The 15,481-nt window shown below is 39.1% G+C and carries 11 protein-coding genes; 8 read left to right on the top strand and 3 right to left on the bottom strand.

Annotation, left to right across the window (positions count from 1 at the left end; genetic code table 11):
- Positions 1-17: 17 nt before the first annotated feature.
- From dnaB to gloB, 3 genes are all read right to left on the bottom strand, one after another.
- Positions 18-2,915, bottom strand: coding sequence for a replicative DNA helicase (gene dnaB / locus V7K45_RS21645; RefSeq protein ID WP_335007061.1), 2,898 nt, complete (start codon positions 2,913-2,915; stop codon positions 18-20).
- 168 nt (positions 2,916-3,083) lie between these two features.
- Positions 3,084-3,542 carry a 50S ribosomal protein L9 gene (gene rplI / locus V7K45_RS21640; protein WP_335007079.1) on the bottom strand — a complete coding sequence of 153 codons (459 nt, stop codon included), beginning with the start codon at positions 3,540-3,542 and terminating at the stop codon, positions 3,084-3,086.
- Between the two features lie 413 nt (positions 3,543-3,955).
- A complete protein-coding gene (gene gloB, locus V7K45_RS21635) occupies positions 3,956-4,729 on the bottom strand; it encodes a hydroxyacylglutathione hydrolase (RefSeq protein ID WP_335007060.1) in 774 nt (257 codons plus the stop codon).
- A 420-nt stretch (positions 4,730-5,149) separates the two neighbouring features.
- On the opposite strand from gloB, the gene V7K45_RS21630 reads away from it, so the two are divergent.
- The 8 genes from V7K45_RS21630 to V7K45_RS21595 all read left to right on the top strand — a co-directional run bounded on the left by V7K45_RS21630 (position 5,150) and on the right by V7K45_RS21595 (position 15,289).
- Complete coding sequence (locus V7K45_RS21630) at positions 5,150-6,514, top strand: glycosyltransferase (protein WP_335007058.1); 1,365 nt, start codon at positions 5,150-5,152, stop codon at positions 6,512-6,514.
- A gap of 120 nt (positions 6,515-6,634) precedes the next feature.
- The gene (locus V7K45_RS21625; protein ID WP_335007056.1) at positions 6,635-7,798 is read left to right on the top strand and encodes a glycosyltransferase family 4 protein; all 1,164 of its coding nucleotides are present in this window, start codon (positions 6,635-6,637) and stop codon (positions 7,796-7,798) included.
- A 41-nt stretch (positions 7,799-7,839) separates the two neighbouring features.
- Positions 7,840-10,080 (top strand): ATP-binding cassette domain-containing protein, encoded by a 2,241-nt coding sequence (locus V7K45_RS21620; RefSeq protein ID WP_335007054.1) that lies wholly within the window; start codon positions 7,840-7,842, stop codon positions 10,078-10,080.
- A 68-nt stretch (positions 10,081-10,148) separates the two neighbouring features.
- Entirely contained in the window at positions 10,149-11,366 is a 1,218-nt protein-coding gene (locus V7K45_RS21615; protein WP_335007052.1) for a glycosyltransferase family 4 protein, read from the top strand.
- Positions 11,367-11,397: 31 nt separating this feature from the next.
- Positions 11,398-12,357, top strand: a complete 960-nt coding sequence (locus V7K45_RS21610) for a glycosyltransferase family 10 domain-containing protein (RefSeq protein WP_335007050.1) — start codon at positions 11,398-11,400, stop codon at positions 12,355-12,357.
- Positions 12,358-12,360: 3 nt separating this feature from the next.
- Positions 12,361-13,344: an Npun_R2821/Npun_R2822 family protein gene (locus tag V7K45_RS21605; RefSeq protein WP_335007048.1), complete on the top strand. Its 984-nt coding sequence runs from the start codon at positions 12,361-12,363 to the stop codon at positions 13,342-13,344.
- 3 nt (positions 13,345-13,347) lie between these two features.
- Complete coding sequence (locus V7K45_RS21600; protein ID WP_335007046.1) at positions 13,348-14,238, top strand: Npun_R2821/Npun_R2822 family protein; 891 nt, start codon at positions 13,348-13,350, stop codon at positions 14,236-14,238.
- 16 nt (positions 14,239-14,254) lie between these two features.
- Positions 14,255-15,289, top strand: coding sequence for an Npun_R2821/Npun_R2822 family protein (locus V7K45_RS21595; protein ID WP_335007044.1), 1,035 nt, complete (start codon positions 14,255-14,257; stop codon positions 15,287-15,289).
- Positions 15,290-15,481: the final 192 nt, after the last annotated feature.

Raw genomic sequence — 15,481 nt, 5'->3', positions numbered from 1 at the left:
ATAATTACTTAGGCTGGCTAAATTTTTAAATTTTGAAACTTTGTAAACTGTGGATTAAACAAAAGTTTCGCAGTACCTGTAGGCCCGTTACGATGTTTAGCTATAATTACTTCTGCAATGCCGCGATCGGGAGTATCGGGAGAGTAATATTCATCGCGGTACAACATTATTACTAAATCCGCGTCTTGTTCGATCGAACCGGATTCTCTCAAATCAGATAACATCGGGCGTTTGTTAGTACGCGCTTCTACCCCTCGACTCAACTGAGATAAGGCAATAACTGGAACAGATAATTCCCGCGCTAAACCCTTGAGCTGACGCGTAATTTTTGATAATTCTTGTACGCGATTATCACCTGCTCCTTCCATCAATTGCAAGTAATCTATTACAATTAATCCTAATTCAGTTCCAATTTCAGCTTGCAGTCTTCTTGACTGACTACGCATTTGTGTAACTGTAATATTCGGCGTATCGTCAATATAAATTGGCATCTCAGAGAGGATACCAATAGCACGGCTTAAAGGTTCCCACTGTGTTTGACTTAGGCGGCCAGTTCGCAAATAACTACTTTCAATTTGCGCTTCACTAGCTAATAAACGTTGCGTCAGTTGCTCTTTGGACATTTCCAAGCTGAAAAAAGCAACTGGTAATTTATAAGAAGCGGCGATATTATGAGCAAGGTTTAAGCAAAAAGCTGTATTGTGTACACAAATATCATTAGCAACAAAATTGTGTGTTTCTGGAATTGTTAAGTCATAAACTTGTTTATTCCCCACCGACTCAATCGTAACTATTTCATCCCAATAAATATCACTATTTGCTAACTGTTGAAGTGGTAAATTATCTAAAGCTGTAGCTAGTATCCAAAGTCTTTCACGCTTTAAAGCACGTTTACCAACATGCATATTTGTATAGCCTTGAATACCAGCCCGTCTAGCTAAACTACTCCAAGTTTCATTGCCTTTTGCTACTGCTATTTGTTCCCAAATCTCTACAGGTATCAAGTCACGATTAGTTTGATATCTTTTTTGAGATATTGCATCTGCAACTTTTGCTATTGCTCCTTCTTTGCCAAAGATACCTATTTCTGTGATAAAAGTTTTGATAGATAAGGCATCAGTAATATCTAATTGCCACGCTGGTCTGCGGGTATTTTTATACTTAACAGACCTTTTTTTGAGTGATGCAATAATGCCAAATCTTAATAAAAGATGTTGAATTTGTTTTGCTAGTTTCTCGCTGACTGTTGCATAGCCTAACTGTGATTGACCACTAGTAAGTAGTGCAGCCCATCCATCAGTAGCAAAGAGACGATTGAGGAATAAGGCTATTTGCGATCGCTCTAATTTAAAAACGATGTTTGGGATAGTTTTAGAATGAGCATCTTTGCCCCATAAACCTAATTCTTCTAACCAAAGTGTGAGCGAATTCTTCCGAGATTTGCTCATACAAGCAAATCCATGAGATACAAACTCTTCTAAATCTAATTGTAAAATTTCGCATAATAGCTCAAAAGTTTCTAAAGTTGGTACACACTTTCCTTGCTTCCAAGCGCAAAGTAAAGTAGGACTGACTCCAACTAATTGGCTTATTTCTTTTACTGTCAATGACTGCGATTGAATCGCTAGTTTAAAACTTTCAGCAAAAATCTGTCTTTGAATCGCAATAAATTCCAAGTTTCCACGTACACAAAGTGATGGTGTGCGTGTTTCTTGAGAATCATGAGTGCGAATTTTTAAACCAACAAAATCAGCAACAGCTTGAGAAAATTCTGCTTGCAATAACGGATTACTATTTGTAAATCGTGGAGTGCAATTAGTTAAGCCACCATCACCAATTAAGTATGCTAATAACTTTACTTCGCACTCACGGATGGTTTTTGTACCAAATACATTTATTTTTCGCGGAACCGCAATCTTATCGCCAACTGTCAGATTTTCTAATTTTTCCCAGCCTTTAATAGTCAAATATGGGTGAGTGATTGTAGTTTCAATAGACCTACCTAAGCGAGTTGTTACTCGAAAAACTGGTTTGATACCATCATCGACAAATGCACAGGGTTGAGTAAAGGTAAATTTCCAGTCGTTATTTAGTGTCAATAATGAGCCACTTGTGTTGAGCATCTCGGCTCCGCTCGATGGAACCGGAGTCGAAACATGACGTTGTTTATATAATTCTTCAATTGTGGTAATTTTTCCATCTGCCAAAACTATTTCTGAATCATGGCTGAGGCATTTTCCCATCGATGGTCTACCAGCGATAATAATCAAATCAGAACGCTGAAAGCCGCTGGTCATGGCATCTAAATCGTAAAATCCGCAGGGAATTCCAGGTAAGGCAATACCTTGGTTTCTATCTTCAATATCTTGGAAATTATTAATTAGAGTATCAGAAATGTGAACTAAACCCGATTGGGGACGCTCTTGAGTAACGCCAAAAACTTTCTGTTCTGCCTGATCTAAAACTTGTGGTAACTCGGTTTCTGTCTCGTAACCAAGATGTACAATTTCATTGCCAGCTTTAATTAACTGTCGCCGCAGGTATTTTTCCATGACTAACCCTGCTAAGGCGTCGATGTTAACTGCTGACACTGTACGGTCTACCAGAGTTGCTAATTTATTTCTACCACCAATGCGGGCTAGCATTTCATGGTCGGTCAGCCAACTTGTCACAGAGAGTAAGTCTGTGGGTTTACCTTGGGCGTGGAGCCTCACAGCAGCTTGATAAATATCTTTGTGAGCGCTAATGTAAAAAGCTTCGGGAAGGAGGCGATCGCTAACTCGACTAATCGCTTCTGGATCTAGCAAAATACCCCCCAAAATCGCTTCTTCCGCCTCAATATTTTGTGGTGGGAGGCGTAGTTTACCGCCGTAGGTATCGCTACCATCGCCTTGAAAACTCAATTCTTCAGCCATAAACGATTTTAGTTAGATTTTGCTAGAGACGCGATTAATCGCGTCTGTGTAGGATTAGAGACGCGATTAATCGCGTCTGTACAGGAGTTAGAAGTTATTTACTTTTACTATCCCTTGCTCCTCGATCCTCATCCCTACATCTTTGCGTCCCTTTGTCCTTCTCCTGAGTTAGCTAGCGACTACTTGAATATCGACTCGTGCCGCTACTTCCGAATGCAGCTTAATCTCAGCTTGATAAGTACCAAGGTGGTTAATATCGGGGATGGTAATTCCACGCCGATCGATTTCCTGACCGGTGGCTGCCTTAATTGCATCTACAACATCTTGGGTGGTGATAGTACCGAAAATTGCTTCGTTTTCACCAACTGGCTTGGCAATTGTCAAGCTGCCAACTTTTTCTAAAGATTCTTTTTGCTCAAGAGCTTGTTGTCTGAGTTCTAATTGCCGTTGACGCTCTTGCTCGCGACGGCGTTCTACTTGCTTGAGAATACCAGGAGTGGCATTGGTTGCCAATTTCTGGGGAATCAGATAGTTACGAGCGTAGCCAGGAGCTACTTCCACTAAGTCGCCAGATTTTCCCAGCTTGCTGATATCCTGATTTAAAACTAACTGCACGCGTTTCGCCATCGTTTTTCGTTTTTCCGGTAAAATATGATTAATTTGGGTGGGTTTGAGCAGCATAGCTCACTAAAACAGTGCTGTTAGCAGTTTTGAGCCATTGCTGAGTAAATAGTCCTCAATAACGAGTGTTTTTTCAGAACTTAGAACTCCTGAAATGAGTATATTGTCCCAAGTAGCTTTGCCCATACCCTAAAGCTTACAGATCCTAGCGAAAGGAAGGGTGCGATCGCAACTATTAAGGCTAGAAAGTTGGAGGAATGGGAGCAGGGGAGCAGGGAGATGAGGGAGTGAGGGAGTTAGGGGACAAGGGGACAAGGGGATAAACAAAACTCCTAACTCCTAACTCAGCACTCAGCACTCAGCACGGGCTAAACGCCCCGCTACCGCTAACAGCACTCCTAACGCCCAATGCCCAATGCCTAAAAGTTATTTTTCATTTCCCGTATGCGCGCAAAGGTTTGCACTCCATCGCTACCCTTAACGGTTGATTGTAATGATGGTTGATCCCAACGTAAAAAGGGATTGGTTCGCTTCTCTATTCCCAGCAGCGAGGGTATGGTAGCTTCTCCTCGACTACGGTAAGTTTTCACTTCATTGAAGCGTTTTTGCAAGTCGGCATTGTCGCCATCCACAGTTAAAGCAAATTGCAGATTTCCTAAAGTGTATTCGTGGGCACACCAGATACGCGTATCATCTGGTAAAGAGCGCAGTTTACTTAAAGAATCTACCATTTGAGTTGGTGTTCCTTCAAATAAGCGACCGCAACCGCCAGAAAATAAGGTATCGCCGCAAAATAAATCGCCTGTCTCACCAGCTTTTTCGGGGGAGAAGTAGTAAGCGATGTGAGCGCGGGTATGCCCGGGAACAAAAATAACTTCAGCTGTGCGATCTGCAAACTGGACGCGATCGCCTTGTTGTAAAAATACCTGCTGTCCGGGAATTCGCCCGCGATCTTCGACGCCACCGTAGACTGTTACTTCCGGGAAGTGTTTTATTAATTGCTGATTGCCACCTACATGGTCATTGTGGTGGTGTGTGTTGAAAATCGACACCAACTCAACTTTTAACTGTGCAAGTTGCTTTAGTACTGGTTCAGCCTCTGCTGGATCGACAACCGCAGCAATTTGTTTCTGGCGATCCACCAGCAAAAATATGTAGTTATCCGAGAGTGCCTCAAGCCTGATTACTTGCATTACTTAATATCTCCCTTTGAAGTAAATACTTTGGAATTTATCAGCAATCTTAAATATCTCAGAGAGAAAAGGTTGAGAAAGCCCATGAATACTATGATAGTATACACCCGTAATAATACTTAAAATACACCAAGTAACTATAAATTACGATCTGACCATCTCAGTAAAATTTCTCTGGGAGGAAGTGTAAAAGCTAAGTTAGATTTATTCTGTTCTTTTTGTCCTAAATTGTCTTTTTTACTCAAAAACACAAAATCAGCTATCGAAAATTTTTTATTTGTAGATACTAACTATTAATACGGAATCTTATAGATTCACTTTGGGTTATTTATAAAAGATAGATGTTAATAACGACAAATATAGCAATCAATCGTGGTAAAAAAAGATGAGCTTTCCAATTTTTTCTTTGCAGGTTCATAAATGAAGCTAATCCATACAACTAGCTGGTATTTTCCAGATACATCAGCCGGTGCTGAAGTATACTTAGATTCACTACTGCATGGCTTACAAGTACATGGACTCGAAAGTATTGTCGCTGCTCCTAAACAAGGTACAGAGGAAGATGCCTACGAATACAATGGCATCTCAGTTTATCGTTATCCTGTTTTTCCTAACCCCAGCAAGATAGAGGTACACAAACAGCTACCCCACGGCGGCTTTAAAACTTTTGCTAATTGGCTAGAAAACAATCGAGCCGATGTCTATCATCAACATTCTTGGCGATTTGACTGCGGTTTACATCATCTTGCTCTCGCCCGCCAGTTAGGGATGGCTACTGTAGTTACTGTACACATACCTGAGCCTATATGTCTGCGTGGTACGATGATGCGCTGGGGTGAAGAACCTTGCAATGGGTTGATTGACTCTGTTAATTGTAGTCAATGTTTGGGAGTAGCAAAACAAGCAACACCTTGGATGCTCAAGGCTTTTAGTCAAGTTCCCTTGGATGTTGGCATAGCAGCAGAAACAAAATTACTTACCTCTAAAAATTTCAAGCTACGCGTGCTTGGTAAAACTCTTGGTATTCCTACCCTAGTGTCTCAACACAGACGCAATTTGATGCAACTAGCAAAACTAGCCGATCGCATTGTTGTAACGAGTAATTGGCAATACAATGCTTTTGTTGCAAACAAGGTTCCTCCCGAAAAACTTACTGTCTCTCGGCAAGGTGTTGCTAACACTTTCAAACGTGAAGTAACACCAAATAAACTACAAAACTCTACATTAAAAATCGGCTTTTTGGGTCGCTGGCAAGAAACTAAAGGGGTACAAGTTTTAGTAGAAGCGGTACATAGTCTACCGAATGATATACCCGTAGAGTTAATTCTCCATGCTACTCATCCGGGAAAATACGGTGCTGCCAATCGTGAAAAAGTTATGGCGATCGCATCTCGCGATCGCCGGATTCGGATTGCTGAACCACTTTCACGCGAAGCAGTACCAGAGGCATTAGCAGGTTTCGATATACTAGCAATACCGTCGCAGTGGTTAGAAACCGGGCCGATAGTTGCTTTAGAAGCACAAGCTATGGGCATTCCCGTACTAGGTTCAAATTTAGGAGGGATTGCTGAGTTAGTCCGTCACGGCATCGATGGTTGGTTAGTTCCAGCCAAAGATGTCCAAGCATGGGCTGAAGCGATCGCAACTTTAGCCAAAGACGCCGATTTACTAGCTAAATTACGTCAAGGTATTCAGCCAGTACGTACAATGGATACTGTTGCCTCAGAGATGTTGGAACTTTATCATGAAATATTAAATATTCCTCAGAAAAATTTTGTATCTTGATGAATTAGCAACTAATTTATTTAGTGACTCCGACTCCGACAAGACAAATTAAATTAATATTTGCAGCTTTAGCAACTGCTGACAAATACTGGAAAAATTAAATAAAAAAGTATAAAAGTAGTGAGAAAATTTTCTAAAATATCCTTGTTGGTTTCAGATTTATCAAGTGCAGCGATTCTGCGTGCATACTTGATAGCAAAAGCTCTCAATCAGTTAGGATATGAAGTTGAAATTATGGGTTTTTTATTTGGAAATAATTTCTATTTAAATTTACCATCCGAATTCAACGTTTATAACCTACCAGGCAAAGACTTTCCAGAGTTTTTTGGAGAAATCCAAAAATTTTTACCAAAAATCAATGGCGATATAATTTATGCTATCAAACCCCAAATAGCTAGTTTTGGAGTTGGACTATTAAGGAAAATATTCACGAGAAAGCCATTAATTTTAGACATAGATGATTGGGAACTCAGTTGGCATGGCGGTGATAACTGGCATTATCATCCTACACCCAAAGAACTAGCTAGGGACTTATTGAAACCACAGGGCGCACTCAAAAATCCTCATCATACTTTATATGTGAAATGGATGGAAGGTTTGGTAAGTCACGCTGATGCTGTGACAGTGCATACTAAATTTTTGCAGCAGCGTTTTGGTGGTACATTTGTTCCGAATGGCAAAGATGTTTCCTTATTCGATCCCGCTCAATACGATGCTGAGTCCAGTAGGGATCGTTATGGTTTATCTGAATATCGGATTTTAATGTTTCCCGGTGCGCCAAGACCTTATAAAGGTTTAGAAGATGTTCTCATGGCGCTCGATAAACTTAATCAACCAGACTTGAGACTAGTAATTGTAGGTGGTAGTCCTTATGATGATTATGATAAACAACTTCAACAAAAGTGGGGACGTTGGATTATCAAATTACCTAAGTATCCAGCCGACGTTATGCCTGACTTGGTAGCAGCTGCTCACATTGTAGTTGTTCCTCAGCGAGATACTCCAGAAACTCGCGCTCAATTTCCCTTGAAGTTGACAGATGGGATGGCAATGGCTAAACCTGTATTATCAACGCGTGTTGGAGATATTCCCCAACTTTTAGGTGATACTGGTTATTTAGTCGAGCCTGGTTGTCCTGAGCAAATTGCTGAACAAATTCAATTGATTTTTCAGAATTTAGAGTCAGCAAGCCAGAAAGGTATCAAGGCAAGAGAAAGATGTGTGGAACACTATAGCATAGAGGCTATGGCTTCTACGCTCAAGTCAGTAATTGCTCAGTTGTGAATAATATTAATAATTAAGTTAAATTGGCATAAAAATACCCAATGTCTACCAGAAAACTAATACTAAGATTCGCCAAACCCTATCCAGGTTTAATTATCCTAACGATGCTGTTGGGATTTTCTGGTGCTTTATTTAATGGTGTCGGTGTGACTTTAATTGTGCCAGTAATTTTGAAAATTGTCGGACAACCAGTAGATTTAACTGGTTTTCCTCCGATTCTCAAAGCTGTGATGTTCCCATTTGATAATCTTCCCGAAAATTATCGGAATTTGGGAATGGCTGGAACAATTATATTTATAATTTTATTAAAAAATTTATCTAGTTATTTTAGTATTTTAACATCGAGTATTTTCACTAGGAGATTAAATGCGGACATTCGGGAAGCTAGCTTAGAGTTATTGCTAGATATTGATATAGACTATTATTCAAAAACAAAAGTAGGCGATATTATTAATCGCCTTGGTTCGGAAACTGCCCGTACTTCTAGCGCTATTGGCAGTATTATCAATTTAATTATTTTAATAATTACAATTTTAGTTTTCGTTGGTTTATTATTAGCGATTTCTTGGCAGCTAACAATCGCCGCAACAATTTTATTGGGTTTTATAACATTAATCAATCAATACACAATTAGTAGAGCGAAAAAATTTGGTCAGCAACTATCAGAAATGTCTACATCTTATTCCATCAGTGTTTTAGAAACATTGAATGGAATTCGTTTGGTAAAGTCAACCGCTAATGAAGACAGAGAATATCAAAAGATTACTAAATTAATCCGCGATCGCGAGAAAGCAGATTTTCAATCTCAGGTAAACTCACAAGCGATCGGGCCGATAAGTGAGGTAATGGGAGTAGTAGCCTTACTTCTAATTGTATTCTTGAGTAAAGCTTTCTTTGCCAACCAGGTTTCTTTCATTTCTACAGTACTACTGACATATTTATTAGTATTACTGCGACTGCTGCCTTTGGTATCTCAGTTAAATAGTCTTCGTAGTAGCTTTGCTAATAGTGCTACTAGCGTAGAAATAGTGACTGAGTTTTTAAATCGCGATCGCAAGCCGTTTATGAAAAACGGTAATATTATATACACAGAATTAAAAGAAGGAATACGTTTTAATTCACTTACCTTTGCCTACCCTAGTCATGAAAAGTTAGTACTCAAAGATGTAAATTTATTTTTACCCCGTGCGACAACTCTCGCTTTGGTAGGTGGTTCTGGTGCTGGTAAATCCACTTTGGCTGACCTCTTACCCAGATTTTACGATCCGACATCTGGCAGTATCTCCATCGATGGCACAGACCTGCGTGATTTTGATATCAAATCTCTCAGAACACACATGGGAATTGTCAGTCAAGATACATTTCTCTTTAATGACTCCGTGCGAAATAACATTGCTTATGGAAGGCCTGAAGCTACTGAAGATGAAATTATCTCAGCAGCCAAACGAGCAAATGCTTATGAATTTATTGATAAATTACCTCAAGGATTAGACAGCCAAATTGGCGATCGCGGCGTCATGTTATCTGGTGGACAAAGGCAAAGATTAGCGATCGCTCGCGCCCTCCTGCAAAATCCAGAAATTTTGATTTTAGATGAAGCCACCAGCGCTTTAGATACCGTTTCCGAACGCTTAGTACAAGCTGCACTCGACGATCTCAGTCGCGATCGTACAACCCTTGTAATTGCTCACCGCCTTTCCACAGTCCAAAAAGCCGATCAAATTGCCGTATTAGATCAAGGACAGGTGGTAGAAGTGGGAACCCATGAAGAACTTTTACAAAAAGGTGGTTACTACTCACGCCTCTACTCAATGCAATTTGCCGCTCAAACTGAAATTTCCACCAAAACTAATCCCAGCTTTAACCGCATTTCTCACGAACTGCGTACAAGGCTTAATTCAATGATTGGTTTCCTCGGACTATTAGTTGACGATCTAGTAGACAATTCCCAAGAGCGCCAGGAATTAATTGACCAATCATACAACTCAGCTTTAAGAGTTCTCAACGCCATCGATCTCTTCAGCGATGTAGTTAACTTGAAAATTAACTGGCAGTTATCGTCAGATATAGACCAAAATCAAGATGAACATAACCAGTATCAAAGCTTTAGTCATATCTCAGATGAGTTTCGCACGCGTCTCTATCCTCTGATTAGCTCTCTGCACTTGCTAGCCGATAAATTAGAATCCGAACCCCAAAAACAAAATCTATTAATTGCAGAATCTTATCAATCTGCTATTTACCTATTAGATATATTAAAAGTTTTTGAAAATAAAATTTAATTTTAGTTAATGTCAGGAACAAAAATACTTATACCACAATCTTTAAAAACCTATCATCTCCAAAAAAAATGATAAATTATTCCAAGAAAAATCAATATATTTTTTACACCGGAGAGCTATCATTCAAGCCGGACACAGCACACGAAATTCATGATGTTCTTTGTGCCAACGCCGCAGCTAACTTAGGCTACTCCTCAGTTTTAATTTATCAAGATAAAAAAAATTCTTCTGTTAATTTACTATCGTTAATTTATCCCTATCAACCCAAAAAACCCGACAAAGAATTTATAGAATTTTACGATGTTCAAGAAAAGCTCAAAATTGCGGCATTGCCAATGCCTTGGCCTATCGATCGAATCGGTGGCAAATTTACTAACTCCAGTACAGTAGTAACCAAATATTATTTACCAATTCATATCCTACCTCATACTAAAGTTGTCCATACGCGAGATTGGAACTTTGTGAAAGCCGCAGTCAAAAATAAGGTTCCGACAATTTATGAACGTCACTACTTTCAAGACCGAAAATTTGAGCAAGAAATTGTCCACAGTCCCTATTTTAAAATAGCCATAACTCAGTCAGAACCCATCCGGCAAAGTCTAATAGAAAATGGAATGCCACCGGAAAAAGTAGTTTGGCTACATAACGGATTCAATCAATCATTTTCAATCAGACAGCCCCAAGAAGCCGAAAATTGGCGGCAAGAATTGCTTGGAAATGGACGGAAGCATTTAGTTGTCTATTCAGGCGCTTTGTATCCTTTCAAAGGAGTCGATCTCTTAATTGATTCTGCTAAAGAATTACCAGAAATTCAGTTTATCATCACAGGAGGAACAGAAGCACAAGTACAAGCATATCAACAAATAGCCAGAGAGAAAAATGTCGAAAACGTTAAATTCTTAGGCTGGATACTTCCACGAGAACGATTAGTCAGCTTATTTCAAGCAGCTGATATTTTGGTTCATCCTCACTGCGCTGGAAAATCAGCAGATTTCACGAATCCAGTTAAATTTTTTCAGTACATGGCTGCTGGCACTCCTATAGTTGCAACTGAGATTCCACCTTTAATGGAATTCAAAACATCACCTTTGATTGCCAGTTGGTGTATACCAGATAACCCGCAGAAACTTGCCCAATCTATTCAACATACTTTAGAAACTTATCCCAGAAAAATAGAGGGTTACGCAGCTAGTATAGATTTTGCCCAGCAATTTTCTTGGGAGAATAGAATTACCAAAATATTAAGCTACGTAGAAGAAGCTCAACGTCCACCAACTTTAGGGTAACAGTACAAAAATAACCGAATAAATACGATTTATGACTATTAAAACTGTTGGCATGATTAGCAGCTATTCAGGTCTGGCTAAAAACAAAGATTGGCTATGGCAACAAACTCCGCACTATTTTGGTGTTTGGAAGAATATGCAAATGTTGAAAATGGCACAAAAGCCAGATTTTATGTTGCTATATCAATTTGATTTTCCCCAAGCACCGCCACAAAAATCTTGGTTAGATAGTTTTCGCAAACAGCAGCAAAAACCAGTAGTAAATGTTGAATCTCTACTGCGTGGTGTTGACAAAGAGCGGATTATTTATTTGCTCAGAGAACCGCCTTTAGATGAGGTTGTAAAAATAACTAATCATAATTATCAAGAAGCCCAGAAGTATTGCGGCTACGTTTCTGGCCCCGATGATTTTGCTCCCATTCCTGACTATATGCCTGCTATTTGGTATCACTCAAATTCATTTCAAGATTTAAATGAAATGCCACCGCCTCCAAAAGTTGCCCCATGTAGTTGGATTACGTCGGGAATTAGCCGCACAGCCAACCATCGCCAGCGTTTAGATTTTTTACAATCTTTACAATCTAGTGGCATGAAATTTGATTTGTATGGGCGTAACTTACCAGAATGGGCGAACAGTTCGGGAGAACTAGGTAACAAATGGTATGGCATGGCACCATACTATTACAATTTGGCAATTGAAAACTATGCTGATAATAATTGGTATGTGAGTGAGAAACTTTGGGATAGTTTACTTGCTTGGTGTTTACCAATTTACTATGGCGGCCCGGCTGCTGATAAATTATTGCCACCGGGTAGTTTTTTGCGGTTGCCCAGTTTAGATGAAAAAGGCATTGCGTACATCCAAGAAGTGACAGCTACACCTGATGCTTGGTATGCTGCCAAAGATGCGATCGCAGAAGCACGTCAAATCATTTTACACAAATTAAACCTGCTTAATTGGTTATCAAACTTTGTCGATCAACACTCATAAATTATGAATGGTATTTGTACCCTTGGCAATGATTATGTTTTCGATCAACTGGTGGCTTTGCTCAACAGTATTGATGTTATCTTAGGCCCAGAAACTCCTGTTTGTATCTATCCTTTTGACGATCGGACGCAACGGATTGCTGACGAAATAGCTAAACGCCCGAATGTATTTCTTTACGACGACCAAGAATCAATCAACCGCTGGGATCAATTTATGCTAGCAGCAGCCCCAGAACGATTGAATCGGAGTAAATCCCGTCTTTATGGTGCTCACCGTCGTTTTTGCGCTTTTGATGGCCCATTCGAGAAGTTTATCTATTTAGACGCAGACACCTTGGTAATGAAGTCACTTGCAGCAGTGTTTGAAAAGCTAGATAGTTATGATTTTGTGGTCTACGATTTTCAATTTACAGATGTTAGTAAAATATATAATGTCAATTCTCCCAAATTACTAAAAGTTTTTGAGCAAAAACGCATTGATTCTGAAATATTTTGTTCAGGCTTTTATGGAGCAAAACAAGGACTATTTGACTCAGAAAAAAGAGATTGGCTAATATCACATTTACAAAATGGCGAGTCAGAAATTTTGTATGGTGGTGCTGGCGAACAACCATTAATCAACTACATGGTAATGAGGTCTAATCTTCCTATTTATAACTTTGCTCGCCAATTGCCAGATAATGAGAAAACAGGATGTTCTGCTAGCTCTAAACACTTCGAAGAACGAGAACATCTTCTTTACGATCGCGGTAATCAACTAACTTATCTCCATTATATTGGGATTCCTCCTAATATTAATCAAGCAGTCTGTGCGGGAGAAAATATTGAGTTTCCCTATCGAGATTTATTTCTCTATTATCGTTACTTACACGAACCAGAAAAGCGTCCAGTATTTACCAGTCCTCCTAAAAATTATAATGACGCTCCACCAGTGCCAAATTTACTTACCAGAGCTTTGCAAAAACTTAAGTTAATTAACCAAGGATAATTTATGAGTAGGGGCATTTATATAGTTGCTAATGACCGCGTTATCGATAATGCTATTGCTCTCCTTAATAGCATTCGTTACTATGACCCAGAAGTTAGCATTTATCTCATACCTTTTAACGAAAATTATCACAAGGTAGCAGAACAGCTTGCTACCTTACACAACGTCCAAATTTTCCCAGACTTAGAACTTATTGATAGCTTTACTAAACGCATCGGAGAAATTTTTGACCGAGATTTTCTCGCCTTACCTAATAAAATGCGTAAACTGGTGGCGTGGTTTGGGCCTTTAGATGAATTTATTTATATTGATACAGATATTGTCGTTTTTGAAAAAATTGCCGACAATTTAGACAAACTTTCAGAAGTCGATTTCTTCTGCTGTGATTACCATCATGCTAATGAAAAGCTGCGAAATATATTTTCCCCATTTGTGAAAGAACAGCAAATTTTTTCTGACGCCCAACTTCAAGATGTTTTCAACAGCGGTTTTTGGGCTTCCAGAAAAGGAGTTATTACCGAACAACAAATGGATGAAGCTTTACGCGAGTGTGCAGCACATCGCGAATATTTCGATTTTTCGGAAGGAGTTACAGACCAACCAATTTTAAATTATCTTGTTCTCAAACTAATTTCTAAACGTGGAAATCTCGTTAAAATTCCTGGGGGAGGGCCTGGTAGTTGGGCCGGTTCGCGAAATTTCCAACAGCAAGATTACGCCCTGTATGACCGAGGACAACGACTCAAATATCTCCACTGGGCTGGTACGCGGATGAAAACTGGTAGTCCCTATTGGCAATTGTGGGAACACTATCGTTATCTGCATGAGGGTAAATTTGCCTTCATTCCCAAACTGACTCGCCGTTTATTTCCCTTTGTTTCTGCGCGTACTTAATATTAGGAGTATCTCAATGATAGATGGTATTTATATCCTAGCCAATGATGTTGTCTATGACCAATTAGTGGCGTTGCTCAACAGTATAGAGGCTAATGCTGGTAGAAAATTTCCTATTTGTATAATTCCATATAATGACCAGTTAGAGAAAGTAAAGGTAGAGATTGCATCAAGAGATAATGTGACGCTATTTGAGGACTCTGTATCTATAGCTTACTGGGATAACTTTGCAACCCAGGTCTGGCAAAATCATTCAAGGGCACAAAAAACTTGGCGAAAATGGGGGCTTCCAGAACTTTATCGTCTACCAATGCATCGTAAGCTTTGTGGTTTAGATGGTCCCTTTGATAAATTTATTTATTTTGATGCAGATACGCTCCTTATGGGGCCTATAGACTATATATATGAAAAATTAGATAAATATGATTGGGTAACAAATGATTTTCAATATAAATCTGAATTGAAATATATTTTTGATGGTTCACCAGAACTTATACAGCAAATTTTTGATCAAGAAAAATTGCATTCTCATATATTTTGTGCCGGTTGGTTTGCAACTAAAAAAGATATTTTTTCTCAAGCTACATTAGCAAACCTACTCGAAAAATTACAGGTTAGTGAAGCTGATGTCATGGCTCTTGGAGGTCCTGACCAATCTTTATTTAACTACATGGTATTGAGAAGTGGAATTTCCTATTATAACTTTGCTTATCATGACTGCGAACAGGCAACTGGCAACCATTGGAGTTCTCAATTTGATGTGGTAGATAACATCCTTTACGACCAAGGACGGCGCCTGACATATCTGCACTATATGAGTATAACTTCACCACACTTTACTCAACTTTGCGCTGGTGAAGATGTCGATATTCCATATCGAGATATATTTTTGCATTATAGATATTTAAACTCACCAGAACAAAGACCCAAAAGCTTTAGGCGTCAGAGTCCGCTAATGCGTTTGCAAAAGACTACTACAAGTTTTTTCAATCGAAAAGTCAACAATATTAAGCTTAACTATCGTAATTTAAAGGATAAAATGACTAAGTAATTAAGCAAAAGTGGACTAAAATGCTGTTTAATTTTTAGCTTATCTATTGCCAATTTATCGGTAATAAAGGTAATTTGAACACAATTAAATATTGGAATGATTACTGGAGTTTAGACTAAATCGTCGAAATCAAAGAAAAAAGAGGAGGTCTGATTGAACACAGGCCCACTTTTGACAGAAGGTGAGAGAAGA

The organism is Nostoc sp. (genome assembly GCF_036917375.1).
Lineage (GTDB): Bacteria > Cyanobacteriota > Cyanobacteriia > Cyanobacteriales > Nostocaceae > Nostoc.
Note: the sequence above shows the minus strand (reverse complement) of the source record. Positions and strands in the feature narration are given on the sequence as shown.